The 17,109-nt window shown below is 47.9% G+C and carries 10 protein-coding genes; 7 read left to right on the top strand and 3 right to left on the bottom strand.

Annotated features, from left to right (window positions below; all coding sequences use genetic code 11):
- Positions 1 to 168 precede the first annotated feature (168 nt).
- Positions 169 to 2,130 (bottom strand): ATP-dependent zinc metalloprotease FtsH, encoded by a 1,962-nt coding sequence (gene ftsH, locus HMPREF2952_RS09315; protein WP_004520612.1) that lies wholly within the window; start codon positions 2,128 to 2,130, stop codon positions 169 to 171.
- 70 nt (positions 2,131 to 2,200) lie between these two features.
- Positions 2,201 to 2,821 (bottom strand): RlmE family RNA methyltransferase, encoded by a 621-nt coding sequence (locus HMPREF2952_RS09310; RefSeq protein WP_004520613.1) that lies wholly within the window; start codon positions 2,819 to 2,821, stop codon positions 2,201 to 2,203.
- 111 nt (positions 2,822 to 2,932) lie between these two features.
- Between HMPREF2952_RS09310 and yhbY the strand changes: the two genes are divergently transcribed.
- From yhbY to mpl, 7 genes are all read left to right on the top strand, one after another.
- Positions 2,933 to 3,220, top strand: a complete 288-nt coding sequence (gene yhbY / locus HMPREF2952_RS09305) for a ribosome assembly RNA-binding protein YhbY (RefSeq protein ID WP_004520614.1) — start codon at positions 2,933 to 2,935, stop codon at positions 3,218 to 3,220.
- 224 nt (positions 3,221 to 3,444) lie between these two features.
- Positions 3,445 to 4,872 carry a tetratricopeptide repeat protein gene (locus tag HMPREF2952_RS09300; RefSeq protein ID WP_004520615.1) on the top strand — a complete coding sequence of 476 codons (1,428 nt, stop codon included), beginning with the start codon at positions 3,445 to 3,447 and terminating at the stop codon, positions 4,870 to 4,872.
- A 620-nt stretch (positions 4,873 to 5,492) separates the two neighbouring features.
- Positions 5,493 to 8,156, top strand: a complete 2,664-nt coding sequence (gene aceE / locus HMPREF2952_RS09295) for a pyruvate dehydrogenase (acetyl-transferring), homodimeric type (RefSeq protein WP_004520617.1) — start codon at positions 5,493 to 5,495, stop codon at positions 8,154 to 8,156.
- 134 nt (positions 8,157 to 8,290) lie between these two features.
- Positions 8,291 to 9,904: a dihydrolipoyllysine-residue acetyltransferase gene (aceF, locus tag HMPREF2952_RS09290; RefSeq protein WP_070695587.1), complete on the top strand. Its 1,614-nt coding sequence runs from the start codon at positions 8,291 to 8,293 to the stop codon at positions 9,902 to 9,904.
- Positions 9,905 to 9,981: 77 nt separating this feature from the next.
- Positions 9,982 to 11,766, top strand: a complete 1,785-nt coding sequence (gene lpdA, locus HMPREF2952_RS09285) for a dihydrolipoyl dehydrogenase (RefSeq protein WP_070695586.1) — start codon at positions 9,982 to 9,984, stop codon at positions 11,764 to 11,766.
- A gap of 89 nt (positions 11,767 to 11,855) precedes the next feature.
- A complete protein-coding gene (locus HMPREF2952_RS09280; RefSeq protein ID WP_003683576.1) occupies positions 11,856 to 12,194 on the top strand; it encodes a P-II family nitrogen regulator in 339 nt (112 codons plus the stop codon).
- Positions 12,195 to 12,601: 407 nt separating this feature from the next.
- On the top strand, positions 12,602 to 13,978 hold the full coding sequence (gene mpl, locus HMPREF2952_RS09275; protein ID WP_070695585.1) for a UDP-N-acetylmuramate:L-alanyl-gamma-D-glutamyl-meso-diaminopimelate ligase: 1,377 nt from the start codon (positions 12,602 to 12,604) through the stop codon (positions 13,976 to 13,978).
- A 154-nt stretch (positions 13,979 to 14,132) separates the two neighbouring features.
- Here the strand turns inward: mpl and HMPREF2952_RS09270 are convergent, their stop codons facing one another.
- A complete protein-coding gene (locus tag HMPREF2952_RS09270) occupies positions 14,133 to 17,066 on the bottom strand; it encodes a class I SAM-dependent DNA methyltransferase (RefSeq protein WP_070695584.1) in 2,934 nt (977 codons plus the stop codon).
- Positions 17,067 to 17,109: the final 43 nt, after the last annotated feature.

Raw genomic sequence — 17,109 nt, 5'->3', positions numbered from 1 at the left:
AATATCCACTGATTCTACCCAAATACCCCCTTAATCCCTCTTGGATACCTGATTAATCAGGCATCCAACCGCCTTTTAGGCAGCAACAGGCGCACTTAGCCTGAGACCTTTAGCTTATCTTCAAAATAAAAACGGTAGCTTAAAAGCTACCGTTTTCTGTTTCAAACCTTATACAGATTTATCTGTTTTGTCTGCTTCTACTGACTCAGTATTCTGAACCTCATTTTGCTCAACAGGTTCAACAGCTTCAGCAACAGGAGCTTCAGGCTCTTCTACTTTGTCATCGCGGACATTGTGGCTGTAATCCTTAGGCGGACTAGGCTGTTTACCAGCCATAATTTCCAAAACTTGGTCTCGATCGATGGTTTCCCAATCCATCAGTGCCCTGCACATGGTTTCCATCTTATCACGACTTTCATCCAAGATTTTGTAAGCCACTTGGTATTGCTCTTCTAAAATACGGCGGATTTCCGCATCGATATCTTGTTGGGTTTTCTCGGAAATATTTTGAGAACGGGTTACGCTACGACCCAAGAATACTTCACCTTCGTTCTCAGCATAAACCATCACACCCATTTTGTCGCTCATACCATAACGCGTTACCATCTCGCGTGCCATTTGAGTTGCACGCTCGAAGTCGTTAGATGCACCGGTAGAAATACGGCCAATAAAAATATCTTCAGCAATACGGCCACCAAACAAAATTGAGAGCTGGCTCAGCATTTGGTCTTTGTACATACTGATGCGGTCACGCTCAGGCAGTTGCCAAGTCAAACCCAATGCACGGCCACGAGGCATAATCGTTACTTTGTGAACCGGATCGGTAAACGGCAGGCTTTCCGCTACGATTGCATGACCGGCCTCATGATAGGCTGTTGCACGTTTTTCATCTTCGTGCATCACCATGCTGCGACGTTCCGGACCCATGTAGATTTTGTCTTTCGCATCTTCAAAGTCGCTTTGATCAACTTTAACTTTATTGCGACGGCCGGCAAACAAAGCTGCTTCATTGACCAAGTTTGCCAAATCCGCACCTGAAAAACCAGGTGTACCACGAGCCAAAGAAGTCAAATCTACGGAGGCATCCAAAGGTACTTTTTTAGCGTGTACTTTTAAGATTTGCTCACGGCCACGAATATCAGGCAATGGAACAACGACTTGACGGTCAAAACGGCCCGGACGCTGCAACGCAGGGTCAAGTACATCAGGACGGTTGGTTGCTGCGATCACAATAACAGTTTGGTTGCTTTCAAAACCATCCATTTCAACCAATAATTGGTTTAATGTTTGCTCACGCTCATCATTGCCACCGCCCAAACCGGCACCACGCTGACGGCCGACCGCATCAATTTCATCAATAAAGATGATACATGGAGCGTTTTTCTTGGCCTGCTCGAACATATCGCGGACACGGCTCGCACCGACACCGACAAACATTTCTACGAAGTCAGAACCTGAGATACTGAAGAATGGCACCCCTGCCTCACCAGCAATCGCTTTGGCCAGCAATGTTTTACCCGTACCAGGGCTACCAGCCAACAAAATACCACGCGGCACACGACCGCCTAAGCTTTGGTAACGATTGGGGGCTTTTAAATAATCTACGATTTCTTGTACTTCTTCTTTTGCCTCATCACAACCGGCAACATCGGCAAAAGTCACTTTATTGGAATCTTTATCCAACAAACGCGCACGGCTTTTACCAAAAGAGAAGGCGCCGCCTTTACCGCCACCGCCGCTTTGCATGCGCATGAAGTAGAACCATGCACCGATCAACAACAAAACAGGCAGCAGGCTGTAAAACAGACTGGCCAGCATGCTTGGTTTTTCTTCCGGAGTCACTTTGACGCGTACTTTGTTATCCAACAGTGTTTTAACCAAGTTGTCATCCAAAGGCGCATTGGTATAGAAGGCAGTTTTATCGGTGCGCTCACCTTTAATCAGATAGCCGCTGACAACAGATCCTTCAATATTGACATTGGATACTTCGCCACTATTAACTTGCTGAATAAATTGAGAATATTCGATTTGCTGTTTATCTTCCTGCTTATCGCTGAGTGCATTGAATGCTGCTAAAAGCATAGCACCACCCACTACCCAGACTAATATGTTTTTAATGGTATTCCCCACTGAACAGGCTCCATGGTTACAAAATAAATAAAATCAAGGGAAAGAATTTTAAAGCACCTACCCTACATTGTCAGCGTTTATTTTTACCTAATAGGTAAATCTCACTGGAACGATTGCGGGAAGCATCCGGCTTTCGAGTTTGTACACTGGCAAAAATTTCACGCATAGCCGCCGTATACTCTTGATAACCCGCGCCTTGAAACACCTTCACTAGAAAACTGCCTCCGGTTTTCAAATGTTGGGAGGCAAAATCCAAAGCCAGTTCACACAAATAAAAACTGCGTGCCTGGTCTGTTACGGCATTGCCTGACATATTGGGTGCCATATCACAGATTACAAGGTCTAACGGACGATTATCCAATAAGGCTTCAAACTGTTCCAAAACAGCATCTTCCCTAAAGTCGCCCTGAATAAACGACACGCCTTCAATAGCATCCATCGGCAAAATATCCAAAGCAAACACTGCCCCTGTTTTACCGACCAGCTTGGCCGCTACCTGTGACCAACTTCCCGGCGCGCTGCCCAAATCCGCCAAAACCGTACCCGGCTTGATTAATTTATCTTTTTGATTGATTTCCAATAATTTATAAGCCGCTCTGGCACGATATCCGTCTTTTTGTGCCATATGGACATAATGATCGTTGACGTGCTCATGCAGCCATGCTTTTGAAGATTTTGAGCGTACAGCCATCTTGATTTGAAATGCTTAAGTTGAAATCAGCATTGTACGTTATTTCCCCCGTAAATGTTCTAAATCGCGTACAATATAGCCATTATTCTTTTTAATTGGATACTTATCAAAATGAGCGACAACAAACTAAGCACCAAAGAAATTTTGGCCTTGAAAGCCCAAGCACACCACCTTCATCCCGTTGTTATTGTTGGCCAACAAGGTTTGACCGACTCCGTCATTAAAGAAACCGACGCCGCATTGACAGCACACGAATTGATTAAAGTCCGTGTTTTTGGCGATGATCGTGCTGAACGTATTGAAATTTGTGATGCCCTGTGTGAAACACTGGGTGCTCAACTGGTGCAACATATTGGCAAATTACTTGTTTTGTGGCGTAAAAAACCGGATGATAAATAATTTAAACTGAATAAACAGCAGAAGTATTTTCTCAACCCACTTTATCATATCCTTCTGTTGTATTTATGCAGCATAAAAAAAATTATTCCATTATTCTAAGTATAAAAGTACAAATACGGTTGCCTGTTTTTGTAAATAACCTCAAAATTACAAAATCATAACGGCCGCACCCTGTCGGCCGATTATTTTATTCCTAATCCTTCACAAAATATAAAAGCAAACCGATGAATGCTCAACAATATGAAGAATCTTTTCTGCTAGCAGAAAAATTAATCACTCAAGACCCACCTGACTTTGCACGAGCCATCCCATTGCTCTGCGAAGCAGCAGAAGCCGGGCATGTTGAGGCTGCATTTCAGCTGGCAGGATGCCTGTTCGAAAACCAAGAAAACGAACAAGATTTAGCAATTGCAGTTGAATATTTAAAACAAGCGGCAAGAGCCGGTCATCCCTATGCCCGCTACAATCTTCTCCAATTACAAGAAAATAACGGCGCAGAAGTAGAAACGCTTATTTCAGCCTATCAAGAACTTGCCAAAGAAGACTTGGTCCCGGCCCAGCTGCGCCTGATGCGTTTATATGCGGATAGCGGCAATGACCAAGAAGCAGTCAAATGGGCATTGAAAGCTGCCGAGCAACAAAACCCTCAGGCGCAATATTTCTTAGCCCAACACTACCAATACTCAAGCACCCCTGATTTAGAATACTCCCATAAACTCTACCAGCAATCTGCCGCACAGGGGTTTATTGCAGCACACTGGCAACTTGGTCTTCAATATAAATTGGGTCAAGGTGTCGCACAAAATCCTGAAAAAGCAATCGAACATTTACGCATTGCCGCCAATTACGACATTGTTCCGGCGCAAACTTCTCTTGCAGAACTCTTAGTCGCATCAAATCCTGCTGAAGCATTGGAATGGTTTGAAAAAGCTGCCGCACAAGGTGACAGCAATGCGCATGTAGCACTTGCCGAAATCTATCTTTTGGGAAAAAACACCGAGCGAAACCCTCAAAAAGCCTATCAACACGCCAAGTCTGCTGCGGACCAAAATGATCCGGAAGGCTTGCGCCTTTTGGGAGATATCCATCGCTACGGATTGGGACGAGCAGTTGATGCAAACACCGCCCGTCAGTATTATCAACGCGCAGCCGACTTAGGCAATCTTGTCGCTTACCAAAAACTTCTATCTGACAGTGCGTTGAATAACCAGCAAAACTATGAGTTAACCAAAGAAATCGCCCTCCAACGTCAAGAGGCCGAGCGCCTATACAAACTGGCATTTGCAGCGCACTATGGCTTAAAACGTCAACAAAATTACGCTGAAGCACTGGATCTATACCATCAATCCGCAGAACATGGACACAGCAAATCCCAAACCAATCTTGGCATGATGTATTACAGTGGACAAGGTGTACCTGTCGACTATGCCCAAGCTGCAAAATGGTTTGAAGCTGCAGCCAAACAAAGGGATACAATGGCCCAATATAATCTTGCCTGTCTCTATTACCACGGCCTAGGTGTAGAGAAAGACATCAATAACGCATGTTTTTGGCTGCAAGAAGCCATCCAACATGGACATGAGCAGCAAGATGTTCTCAAAGAGCTTTTAGCTCAATGGAAGCAATTTGCCCAAAAATCCTCTGCAGTTTAAAGGCCGTCTGAAATTCTAACTTCCTACATAAATGACATGTTCAGAGCTAAACTAAAAGCCTGTACATGTCATTTTTTCATTTACTCTTCCTAAATAATTATCATCTTCAAATCCCATTTCCTCTTAATCTCTTTAAAGTCTTCAGACGGCCTATTCTCTTTGTAAAGAATCAGATAATCTAAATTTTCTCTTTCAAACCCTAAATCCAATATAAACTTTCAATTTAAAACGAAATTTGAAAAATATTTTTCGTATTCGAATCCATTTACTCAAATATCTGATGCTTTTTTACTGTATCCCCTCAATATCCCGATTTAAAAACAAGCTCCATAACTCTTTTAAAAAATCTTATTTTAACCTTTACATCCTATCAATATCTACAGCATGATTTGCCAGTTTGCCCAATTACTGATAGCATTTGCAGGTTGGCCGGTTCGCAAAAAGTTCTATTCTTTCTGATTTTTCATCAACGGTTATAACGTATTGAAAACATTTCAGTAATTAAGACTTTTTCGAATTTGACTCTAGGAATTTTCGTTTTTAACTCATATATGTTCACAAACGAAAATATCGGAGTAATACTCCGTCATTGAAAAACACTCAACACAAGGATAGATATTATGTCCACCCAATTACACGATGTTGACCCAATTGAAACCAAAGAATGGTTAGACGCGTTAAGCTCTGTTTTAGAATATGAAGGCAGCGAACGCGCCCAGTATCTGCTGGAAAGTTTGGTCAAATACAGCCGTGACAAAGGCATCCGTATGCCCCATGGCACCACTACTCCATACTTGAACACCGTTTCCGTTGAAGACGAAAAAGGCATCCCTGGCGACCAAAACATCGAACACCGTATCCGTGCATTCGTTCGTTGGAACGCTGCCGCTATCGTTTTGCGCGCAGGTAAAAAAGATTTGGAATTGGGTGGACACATTGCATCTTTCCAATCAGCCGCCACTATGTACGAAGTCGGCTTCAACCACTTCTGGAAAGCTAAAGGTGAAGGCGAAGAAGGCGATTTGGTATTCTTCCAAGGCCACGTTGCCCCTGGTATCTACGCACGCGCTTTCGTTGAAGGCCGTCTGACTGAAGACCAATTGAACAACTTCCGTCAAGAAGTTGCCGGTCATGGTCTGCCTTCCTATCCTCACCCTCACCTGTTGCCTGACTTCTGGCAATTCCCAACCGTATCTATGGGTCTTGGCCCATTGATGGCGATTTACCAAGCCCGTTTCCTGAAATACTTGGAATCTCGCGGCCTAGCTAAAACCAAAGGCCGTAAAGTATGGGTATTCTGTGGCGACGGCGAAATGGATGAACCTGAAAGCCAAGGTGCTATTGCTCTGGCTTCACGCGAAGGCTTGGATAACCTGGTATTCGTCATCAACTGTAACCTGCAACGTTTGGACGGTCCAGTACGCGGTAACGGCAAAATCATTCAAGAGCTGGAAGGCAACTTTGCCGGCGCCGGCTGGAATGTTGTGAAAGTCATCTGGGGTCGTCGTTGGGACCGCCTCTTGGCAAAAGACAAAGATGGCATCCTGCGCAAACGTATGGAAGAGTGCCTGGACGGTGACTACCAAACTTACAAATCCAAAGACGGTGCATACGTTCGCGAACACTTCTTCAATACGCCTGAACTGAAAGCATTGGTCGCCGATATGACTGATGAACAAATTTGGGCATTGAACCGCGGTGGTCACGACCCTCAAAAAGTGTACAACGCTTACGACCGCGCAGTGAACCACGCCGACGGCAAACCTACTGTCATTTTGGCTAAAACCATTAAAGGTTACGGCATGGGTGCATCCGGCGAAGGTCAAAACGTTGCTCACCAAGCCAAGAAAATGGACAAAGCTTCTCTGAAACAATTCCGTGATCGCTTTGACATTCCTGTTACCGACGAGCAAATCGACAGTGGCAACCTGCCTTACCTGACTTTTGCTCCCGACAGCGAAGAATACAAATACCTGCATGCACGCCGTGAAGCTTTGGGTGGCTACCTGCCTCAACGCAAACCTACCCAAGAAGTTCTGGAAGTGCCTGAACTGTCAGCATTTGAGACTCAACTGAAATCCAGCGGTGACCGTGAATTCTCAACCACCATGGCTTTCGTCCGCATCCTGTCTACTTTGTTGAAAGACAAAAAAATCGGCAAACGCGTGGTGCCTATCGTTCCAGATGAAAGCCGTACGTTCGGTATGGAAGGTATGTTCCGTCAATACGGTATTTGGAACCCTAAAGGCCAACAATACACTCCTCAAGATAAAGACCAACTGATGTTCTATAAAGAATCTGTTGACGGTCAAATCTTGCAAGAAGGTATTAACGAACCAGGTGCTATGGCTGACTGGATTGCTGCTGCGACCAGCTACGCAAACAACGACTTTGCCATGATTCCTTTCTACATCTACTACTCTATGTTCGGTTTCCAACGCGTCGGCGACTTGGCATGGGCAGCAGGCGATATGCATGCACGCGGTTTCCTGCTGGGTGGTACAGCCGGCCGTACAACACTGAATGGCGAAGGTTTGCAACATGAAGACGGCCACAGCCACATTCAAGCAGATTTGATTCCAAACTGTGTAACTTACGATCCGACATTCCAATATGAAGTAGCCGTTATCGTACACGATGGCTTGCGCCGTATGTATGTTAACCACGAAGACGTGTTCTACTACATCACCCTGATGAATGAAAACTATACCCATCCGGACATGCCTGAAGGCGTAGAACAAGACATCCTGAAAGGTATGTACTTGCTGAAAGCCGGCGGCAAAGGCGATAAAAAAGTCCAATTGATGGGTTCCGGTACCATCCTGCAAGAAGTCATTGCCGGTGCCGAATTGTTGAAAGCCGACTTCGGCGTAGAAGCAGACATCTGGTCTTGCCCATCATTCAACCAGCTGCACCGCGATGCCATCGAAGTGGAACGCTTCAATCGTCTGAACCCATTGGAAACTGCAAAAGTACCGTTTGTTACTTCTCAACTGCAAGGTCATGACGGTCCGGTTATTGCCGCTACCGACTACATCCGCAGCTATGCTGACCGTATCCGTGCCTACATCCCTAACGACTACCACGTCTTGGGTACCGATGGCTTCGGTCGTTCCGACAGCCGTGCCAACCTGCGCAGCTTCTTCGAAGTTGACCGCTACAACGTTGCCGTTGCTGCATTGAGCGCTCTGGCCGAACAGGGCAAAGTCAGCAAAGAAACCGTTCAACAAGCCATTGAAAAATATGGTATTAAAGCCGATGCAGCTCCTAGCTGGAAACGCTAATTGATGTTTCAGACGGCCTGTTAACATTAGGCCGTCTGAAAACCAAATGCTTGAATGGTTTGAACAAACTGTACCGATGCCGTGTGAAACAGTTTTTCAGACGGCATCAAACTGAAAATATTAAAGGAACTCAAATGAGTATCGTAGAAATCAAAGTCCCTGATATCGGCGGTCATGAAAACGTCGACATCATCGCCGTAGAAGTTAAAGTAGGCGACACTATTGCCGTTGACGACACCCTGATTACTTTGGAAACCGACAAAGCCACTATGGACGTACCTGCTGATGCAGCCGGCGTCGTGAAAGAAGTTAAAGTTAAAGTGGGCGATAAAATCTCTGAAGGCGGCGTTATTCTGACCGTTGAAACCGGTGCTGCCGCTGCTGATGCCGCTCCGACCCCTGCAGCAGAAGCTCCTGCTGCTCCAGCTGCTGCGCCTGCAGCTGCTCCTGCCGGTGGTGCTACTGTACAAGTTGTTGTACCTGATATCGGCGGCCACTCTGACGTAGACGTTATTGCCGTTGAAATTAAAGTTGGCGACACTGTTGCCGTTGACGACACCCTGATTACGTTGGAAACCGACAAAGCTACTATGGACGTACCATGTACCGAAGCCGGTGTGGTTAAAGCCGTATTCCTGAAAGTTGGCGACAAAGTATCCGAAGGCTCTGCCATTATCGAAGTAGAAACTGCCGGCTCTGCCGCAGCAGTCCCTGCTCCTGCCGCTCAAGCCGCTGCACCTGCACCTGCTGCCGCTCCGGCTCCTGCTGCACCAGCTCCTGCTGCACCAGCCGCTGCGCCTGCACCTGCTGCTGCCAAAATCGACGAAGCTGCATTTGCCAAAGCCCATGCAGGTCCTTCTGCACGTAAACTGGCGCGCGAATTGGGCGTAGATTTGGGCCAAGTCAAAGGTACCGGTCTGAAAGGCCGTATCATGGGCGAAGACGTTAAAGCCTTCGTTAAATCCGTTATGCAAAGCGGTGCTGGCAAACCTGCAGCTGCCTCTTTGGGCGGTGGTCTGGACTTGTTGCCATGGCCTAAAGTTGACTTCTCAAAATTCGGCAGCGTCGAAGTTAAAGAACTGTCTCGCATTAAGAAAATCTCCGGTCAAAACCTGTCTCGCAACTGGGTTGTGATTCCTCACGTTACCGTACACGAAGAAGCGGACATGACCGAATTGGAAGAATTCCGCAAACAACTGAACAAAGAATGGGAACGCGAAGGCGTGAAACTGTCTCCATTGGCCTTCATCATTAAAGCCTCTGTTGCTGCGCTGAAAGCCTTCCCTGAATTCAACGCCTCTCTGGATGGCGACAACCTGGTGCTGAAAAACTACTTCAACATCGGTTTTGCAGCCGACACACCAAACGGCTTGGTTGTTCCAGTCATCAAAGATGTGGATCAAAAAGGCTTGAAACAAATCAGCCAAGAGCTGACCGAATTGTCTAAAAAAGCCCGCGAAGGCAAGCTCAAGCCACAAGAAATGCAAGGCGCATGCTTTACCATTTCCAGCTTGGGCGGTATCGGCGGTACAGGCTTTACGCCAATCGTGAATGCTCCTGAAGTTGCTATCTTGGGCGTGTGCAAATCCCAAATCAAACCGGTTTGGAACAGCAAAGAATTCGCTCCTCGCCTGATGTGCCCATTGAGCCTGTCCTTCGACCACCGCGTCATCGACGGTGCCGCCGGTATGCGCTTCACCGTATTCCTGGCTAACCTGTTGAAAGACTTCCGCCGCATTACCCTGTAATCCGAGCATTTTCAGACGGCCTGTATAGAAAGGCCGTCTGAAAAAAGAAGTCCGAACATCATTCAGAAAGATTAGACATGAGCTTAGTTGAATTGAAAGTGCCCGACATTGGCGGTCACGAAAATGTAGATATTATTGCGGTTGAAGTAAATGTGGGCGATACCATTGCTGTGGACGATACCCTGATTACTTTGGAAACCGATAAAGCGACTATGGACGTACCTGCCGAAGTTACAGGCGTAGTCAAAGAAGTTAAAGTTAAAGTGGGCGACAAAATCTCTGAAGGCGGTTTGATTGTTGTCGTTGAGGCCGAAGGTGCAGCTGCTGCTCCTAAAGCCGAAGCGCCTACTGCTCCTGCACAAGAAGCACCTAAAGCAGCCGCTCCTGCCCCTCAAGCTGCTCAATTCGGCGGCTCTGCCGATGCCGAATACGACGTAGTCGTATTGGGTGGCGGCCCTGGCGGTTATTCTGCTGCATTTGCCGCTGCTGACGAAGGCCTGAAAGTTGCCATCGTTGAACGTTACAAAACTTTGGGCGGCGTTTGCTTGAACGTCGGCTGTATCCCTTCAAAAGCTCTGTTGCACAATGCTGCCGTTATCGATGAAGTACGCCACTTGGCTGCCAACGGTATCAAATACCCTGAGCCTGAACTCGATATCGACATGCTGCGCGGCTACAAAGACGGCGTGGTTTCCCGCTTGACTACCGGTTTGGCCGGTATGGCGAAAGGCCGCAAAGTAGACATTATCCAAGGTGACGGCCAATTCTTAGACCCGCACCACTTGGAAGTTTCGCTGACGACCAGCGAAGTGTACGAACAAGCTACACCTACCGGCGAGAAAAAAATCGTTGCCTTCAAAAACTGTATCATTGCAGCAGGCAGCCGCGTAACCAAACTGCCTTTCATCCCTGAAGATCCACGCATCATCGATTCCAGCGGCGCTTTGGCTCTGAAAGAAGTACCGGGCAAACTGTTGATCATCGGCGGCGGTATTATCGGTCTCGAAATGGGTACAGTTTACAGCACTCTGGGTTCTCGCCTGGATGTGGTTGAAATGATGGACGGCCTGATGCAAGGCGCAGACCGCGACTTGGTTAAAGTATGGCAAAAACAAAACGAATACCGTTTTGACAACATCATGATCAACACCAAAACTGTTGCTGTCGAGCCTAAAGAAGACGGCGTTTACGTTACCTTCGAAGGTGCAAACGCGCCGAAAGAGCCACAACGCTACGATGCCGTACTCGTAGCTGCCGGTCGTGCGCCAAATGGCAAACTCATCAGCGCAGAAAAAGCCGGTGTTGCCGTAACTGACCGTGGCTTCATCGAAGTGGACAAACAAATGCGTACAAACGTGCCGCACATCTACGCTATCGGCGATATCGTCGGTCAACCGATGTTGGCACACAAAGCCGTTCACGAAGGCCACGTTGCCGCTGAAAACTGTGCCGGCCACAAAGCCTACTTTGACGCGCGCGTTATTCCGGGCGTTGCCTACACTTCTCCTGAAGTGGCATGGGTGGGCGAAACCGAGTTGTCTGCCAAAGCTTCCGGCCGCAAAATTACCAAAGCCAACTTCCCATGGGCTGCTTCCGGCCGTGCAATTGCCAACGGTTGCGACAATGGTTTTACCAAGCTGATTTTTGATGCTGAAACCGGCCGCATCATCGGTGGCGGTATCGTCGGTCCTAACGGCGGCGATATGATCGGTGAAGTCTGCTTGGCGATTGAAATGGGCTGTGATGCAGCCGATATCGGTAAAACCATCCACCCACACCCAACCCTGGGCGAATCCATCGGTATGGCTGCTGAAGTGGCATTGGGCGTATGTACCGACCTGCCTGCTCAGAAAAAGAAATAAGTTCACTCAAATAAAATTTGAACGAACTTGATGGAACAAAGGCCGTCTGAATGTTTCAGACGGCCTTTTCGCAAATAAGGAGACTCAATATGAAAAAAATCGAAGCTATTATCAAACCTTTCAAACTCGACGATGTACGCGAAATCCTGACTGAAATCGGCATTACCGGCATGACTGTCAGCGAAGTCAAAGGTTTCGGCCGCCAAAAAGGCCACACGGAAATTTATCGCGGCGCGGAATACGCAGTCGATTTTCTGCCTAAAGTGAAAATCGAATTGGTATTGGCTGACGATAAAGTCGATCAAGCTGTTGATGCCATCTTGGAAACCGCACATTCCGGCAAAATCGGTGACGGTAAAATCTTCATTTATCCTGTTGAAGAAGCCATCCGTATCCGTACCGGTGAACGCTCAGAAGCAGCGCTTTAATAGAAATCTCAAAACACAGAATACAAATGCCGTCTGAAAAAAGTCATGACTTGTTTTAATCAAGACTTATTTCTCAGACGGCATTATTTTAATAACAACAACCATCCATTTTCTAAAGTCTATCCAAATAAACCGGTTACCGAAAACCTCACGCCATCAAGCATGGAGGAGTTCGAGGCAATGCTTCACCTGACCTTCGTGAACGACTTTACCGTATCAAATAACTCTTTCCAAAGTAGTGCTTACCCAATCCCATACTTGCAAAACCTCAATGCCCTCCTTTTAAAATCAAATTCCTCGTATTTTTTTCCTATTCTTATTGTTGCCTAACTTTTCAGACGACCCCTTTATCCAAACTCCGTTATAATGACGGCTTTAAAATTAATTTATCCAAAGACAGCCTTATCATGAAACACATCCACATTATCGGTATCGGCGGCACATTTATGGGCGGCGTAGCGGCTATTGCCAAAGAAGCAGGTTTTAAAGTCAGCGGTTGCGACGCGAAGATGTATCCGCCGATGAGTACCCAGCTCGAAGCCTTGGGCATTGATGTACACGAAGGCTTTGATGCCGCTCAATTGGACAAATTTAAAGCCGATATTTACGTTATCGGTAATGTTGCCAAACGTGGCATGGATGTGATTGAAGCCATTCTGAACAAAGGCCTGCCTTATATTTCCGGCCCGCAATGGCTTGCTGAAAACGTATTACACCATCATTGGGTACTCGGTGTAGCCGGCACACACGGCAAAACGACTACCGCCTCCATGCTCGCCTGGGTCTTGGAATATGCCGGTCTCGCTCCGGGCTTCCTGATTGGTGGCGTACCGGAAAACTTCAGCGTTTCCGCCCGTCTGCCGCAAACTCCGCGACAAGACCCTAACTCAAAATCGCCATTCTTCGTTATCGAAGCCGACGAATACGATACCGCCTTTTTTGACAAACGCTCCAAATTCGTACATTACCGTCCGCGTACCGCCATTTTGAACAATCTGGAATTTGATCACGCCGACATTTTTGCCGATTTGGGCGCCATTCAAACCCAATTCCATCATTTGGTACGCACCGTGCCGTCTGAAGGCCTCATTGTCTGCAACGGCCAGCAGCAAAGCCTGCAAGATACTTTGGACAAAGGCTGCTGGACGCCCGTAGAAAAATTCGGTACCGAACAAGGCTGGCAGGTTGGTACCGTCCATACCGACGGCTCGTTTGACGTACGCCATCACGGCGAAACGGTCGGACACGTCGCTTGGGAACTGATGGGCGAACACAACCGCATGAACGCACTCGCCGTTATCTCCGCTGCACGTCATGCCGGCGTCGATATTCAGACGGCCTGCGAAGCTTTGAGTGCATTTAAAAACGTCAAACGCCGTATGGAAATCAAAGGCACGGTGAACGGCATCACTGTTTACGATGACTTCGCCCACCACCCGACCGCCATCGAAACCACCATCGAAGGCTTACGTCAGCGCGTCGGTAACGCACGCATCTTTGCCGTCCTTGAGCCGCGTTCCAATACCATGAAGCTCGGCACCATGAAAGCCGCCCTGCCCGAAAGCTTAAACGATGCCGACCAAGTGTTCTGCTACGCCGGCGGCTTGGACTGGGACGTCGCCGAAGCACTCGCACCTTTAGGTGGCAAGCTGCATGTCGGTAAAGACTTCGATGCCTTTGTTGCCGAAATCGTGAAAAATGCCGAAGCAGGCGACCATATTTTGGTCATGAGCAACGGCGGTTTCGGCGGAATTCACGGGAAGCTGCTGGAAGCGTTGAAATAAGGTTGGTTGAAATTTTGGAATGATTGAGGTCGTCTGAAAACCGGAGTTTGGTTTTCAGACGGCCTTTTTGTTGTGAAGTAATGAGATGGGGAAAAACCGATATTTTCGGCGAATCAAGTTTGGCTATAAACCAAGTCGGGTTTGCCATTTGCCTTTATTTAGTTTTTTTAGGCAGTTTGGTATTTTGGCTTTCTATTGCCTTTCGGTATAGGTCAAACAGGAAGGCGACGCGTTCTGCCTCGTCGTCGGTGTTTTTACCTTTTTTGTAGCCGTAGGCTTTATCGACGGCTTTGTCGAGGGCGGCGTGGGCTTTGATGAGGTCGGAATAGCCTGCGTCGGGCGCATAGAGTTCGGCAAGCGTAGGGAGAGGCAGATCGTCATCAAGCGCATCGGCGCGGTATTTCTCGCGAATGTCGAGGATGGCTTGGGCGGCAGCTTCGATGGCGGAACGGAGGGGATTGTTTTCAGACGGCCTTGGCGTTTTGCCTTTTTTGCCCGAGGTTTCCTGACAGGCAGTTTCGTCATCGTTGGATTTACGGCAGCTTTCTGGGAAGGGAAAGTTGTTGTACACAATGCCACCAGAGTATTGGAAATCACTTTTCAACCTACCAGTAACGGTACGCATAAAAGCATTGTGCATAGTAGAGTTGAGGATACCAAAATGATAAAGCGGCGTATCGCTTGCGAGCATATAAAGTTTGTTGCTGGCAATATTTTCAGAAGATAAGAAACCAATAGGAATAAAACGACGTGTTTCCGATGATACTTCGGGAATAGCAAGATAATTGCCGTCTGAAGGCTGACGGATTTCGTCGAAGAGCCACGGGGTAGCCGCTTTTTTTTGCGTGGCGGCTTTTCTGCTGGCTTCGCGCATGGCTTTGACCGCCTGAATACGGGCTTGGACTTTGGGCATCTGTTTCAGGTCGTGGTTGCGTTTGACGTCGGATACGCCGTGAAACCACAGGCACCAACGGGTTTTGCCGTTGATAAATTCCTCGGCGCCGATAAAAGGGCAGATGTATTGTTCCGCTAATGGTTCGGCGGCAATCAAAGCTTCTTTTTCATCAGTGGAAAGGATAAGGTTGCCACCGTCGGTCGGTTGATTGCCTTTGCACATTTCATTTTCCCTGCTGATTTGGGTTTTGCGCTTGGTAATAATCAAATCGGGCGCATCAATCAGATAAGGATTGATGTTGGCTACGGCGTTTTTTACGGGTTCGCCTTTGATGTCGGGATAGTCGTAGAGGTATTTGGGCAGAGCGGGATTTGCCGAAGCGTTTGCGCCGCCGTTTTCAGACGACGTTTGCGGTTTGCGGCTGAAGCTGACGATGATGCAATGGACGGCGGCTTTGCCTGCGGCTTGGCTCGTCCATTGGAAGGTACGGTGGGCAAAGTTGATTTCGATGCCTTGGTTCAAAAGGCTGCCCCAAAGGATTTCGACCTGCTGGCCTTGGCAGATGGAATTGGTGGAGACAAATGCCGTCTGAACTTGGGGATTCTGCGCCATGATGCCGGCGGCTTTGACATACCAGTTGCAGACGTAATCCAACAGGCCGTAGCCTTTAATATGGCCGCAGATGCTTTCAAGGTCGTTTTTCTGCTCTTTGGTTTGGTAGGTCGAGCCGATAAAGGGCGGATTGCCGAAGATGTAGTCCGCCGCCTGCCAGGGTGTCCGAAGGCTGTTGGCGTGGATGATTTCGGCGGCATCTTCGAGCGGCAGCGTATGGCAGGCGACTTCGCCGTCGAAGCGGATTTGCGTGCGGATGTTGCATTGGTGGTTTTTGAGCCACATGGCAGTACGGGCAATAAGAACGGCAAATTCGTCTATTTCGATGCCGTGGAATTGTTTCAGACGGCATTGGACGGACGGGCTGTCGAATAAGCCGCCTGCTTTGTCTTTGAGGGCTTCGGCGATGATGTCGTCTTCAAGGGCGCGGATGCGGTCGTAGGCAACGATAAGGAAATTGCCGCAGCCGCAGGCCGGGTCGAGGAATTGCAGGTTTTGGATTTTTTGGTAGAAGGCGGCGAGTTTTTTGGCTTTGTCGCGTTTGAGGGCTTTGACGGCTTCAAATTCGGCGCGCAGGTTTTCTAAAAAAAGGCCGTTGATGACTTTGTCGATATTGGCGGCTTCGGTGTAGTGTGCGCCTGCTTCGCGCCGCTCTTGCGCGTCCATGACGGATTGGAAGAGTGTGCCGAAGATTTCTGGACTGATGTTGCGCCAGTCGAAATTACCGCAGTCGATTAAGGCGCGGTGCTGCTTGGCAGTGAAGTCGAAAGTGCGCAGGCGTTCTTTGAAAAGACCGCCGTTGACGTATTCGAAACCTTTAAATTTTTCGCTTTGGGTCTTGCTGCGCTTTTGGTCGGGGGTATTGAGAAATTCAAAGAGTTGATTGAGCTTGTCGCCGAGCGTATCGGCCTCTTTGCAGCTTTCTAAAAAGTCTTGAAAGAGGTAGTTGCGCTGGAAAACGGCGCTGTCGTCGGCAAAAAAGAGGAAAAGCAGGCGCGTGATGAAGAGCCTGAGTTCGTGTTCTTCGTAAATGCCCTCTTCCTGCAAGGCATCGTGCAGTCTGCCAATGGCCGTCGCCGCTTGAATATTGGCTTCTTCTTGAATTTGGCGGACTTTGGCTTCGATGCCGAACATAAAGTCGAAAACGCCGCGCGTAATGTATTCGGGCAATTCTTCCAACGGGAATTGCCATTGGTTTTCTACGCCTTCTTTAGGATCGCGACGATAAAGGTGGAAATGGGCAAAATCGCTGACGGCGTAATATTCAGGTAAGGCAGACGGCTTGGTGCGCTCGATTTCCTGCAAATAACGCTCCGCCTGTTCTTTGGCTTTGGCTAGGTTTTTGTTGGCGGATTTGTGTTCTGCCAGGAAGATGCCTTCCCAAAAGACATCGACAAATTGGGTGTTGTTGCTCGGGTCTTTAACGGCATATTCGAAGTGGACGACGTTTTTGCGGTCAATGCCGAAAATCGCAAAAAATTCATTCCAAAAGGTGTCTTTTTCACGGCGTTCGTCGGTTTGGTTTTTATAGTGGTCGGCGAAATTTTGTGCGGCGCTTTGGAGTTGGAGCAAGGTTTTCATGACTTTATGGAATGAATGTATTGTGTAAATGGATGGGGCGTTA

Source organism: Neisseria sp. HMSC068C12, from assembly GCF_001814095.1.
Taxonomy (GTDB): domain Bacteria; phylum Pseudomonadota; class Gammaproteobacteria; order Burkholderiales; family Neisseriaceae; genus Neisseria; species Neisseria perflava.
Note: the sequence above shows the minus strand (reverse complement) of the source record. Positions and strands in the feature narration are given on the sequence as shown.

Excerpts from the sequence above, each read along its gene's own strand:
- mpl (WP_070695585.1), top strand. The coding sequence starts at position 12,602 with ATGAAACACATCCACATTATCGGTATCGGCGGCACATTTATGGGCGGC.
- lpdA (WP_070695586.1), top strand. The coding sequence starts at position 9,982 with ATGAGCTTAGTTGAATTGAAAGTGCCCGACATTGGCGGTCACGAAAAT.
- aceF (WP_070695587.1), top strand. The coding sequence starts at position 8,291 with ATGAGTATCGTAGAAATCAAAGTCCCTGATATCGGCGGTCATGAAAAC.
- yhbY (WP_004520614.1), top strand. The coding sequence starts at position 2,933 with ATGAGCGACAACAAACTAAGCACCAAAGAAATTTTGGCCTTGAAAGCC.
- HMPREF2952_RS09310 (WP_004520613.1), bottom strand. The coding sequence starts at position 2,821 with ATGGCTGTACGCTCAAAATCTTCAAAAGCATGGCTGCATGAGCACGTC.
- HMPREF2952_RS09280 (WP_003683576.1), top strand. The coding sequence starts at position 11,856 with ATGAAAAAAATCGAAGCTATTATCAAACCTTTCAAACTCGACGATGTA.
- HMPREF2952_RS09270 (WP_070695584.1), bottom strand. The coding sequence starts at position 17,066 with ATGAAAACCTTGCTCCAACTCCAAAGCGCCGCACAAAATTTCGCCGAC.
- HMPREF2952_RS09300 (WP_004520615.1), top strand. The coding sequence starts at position 3,445 with ATGAATGCTCAACAATATGAAGAATCTTTTCTGCTAGCAGAAAAATTA.
- aceE (WP_004520617.1), top strand. The coding sequence starts at position 5,493 with ATGTCCACCCAATTACACGATGTTGACCCAATTGAAACCAAAGAATGG.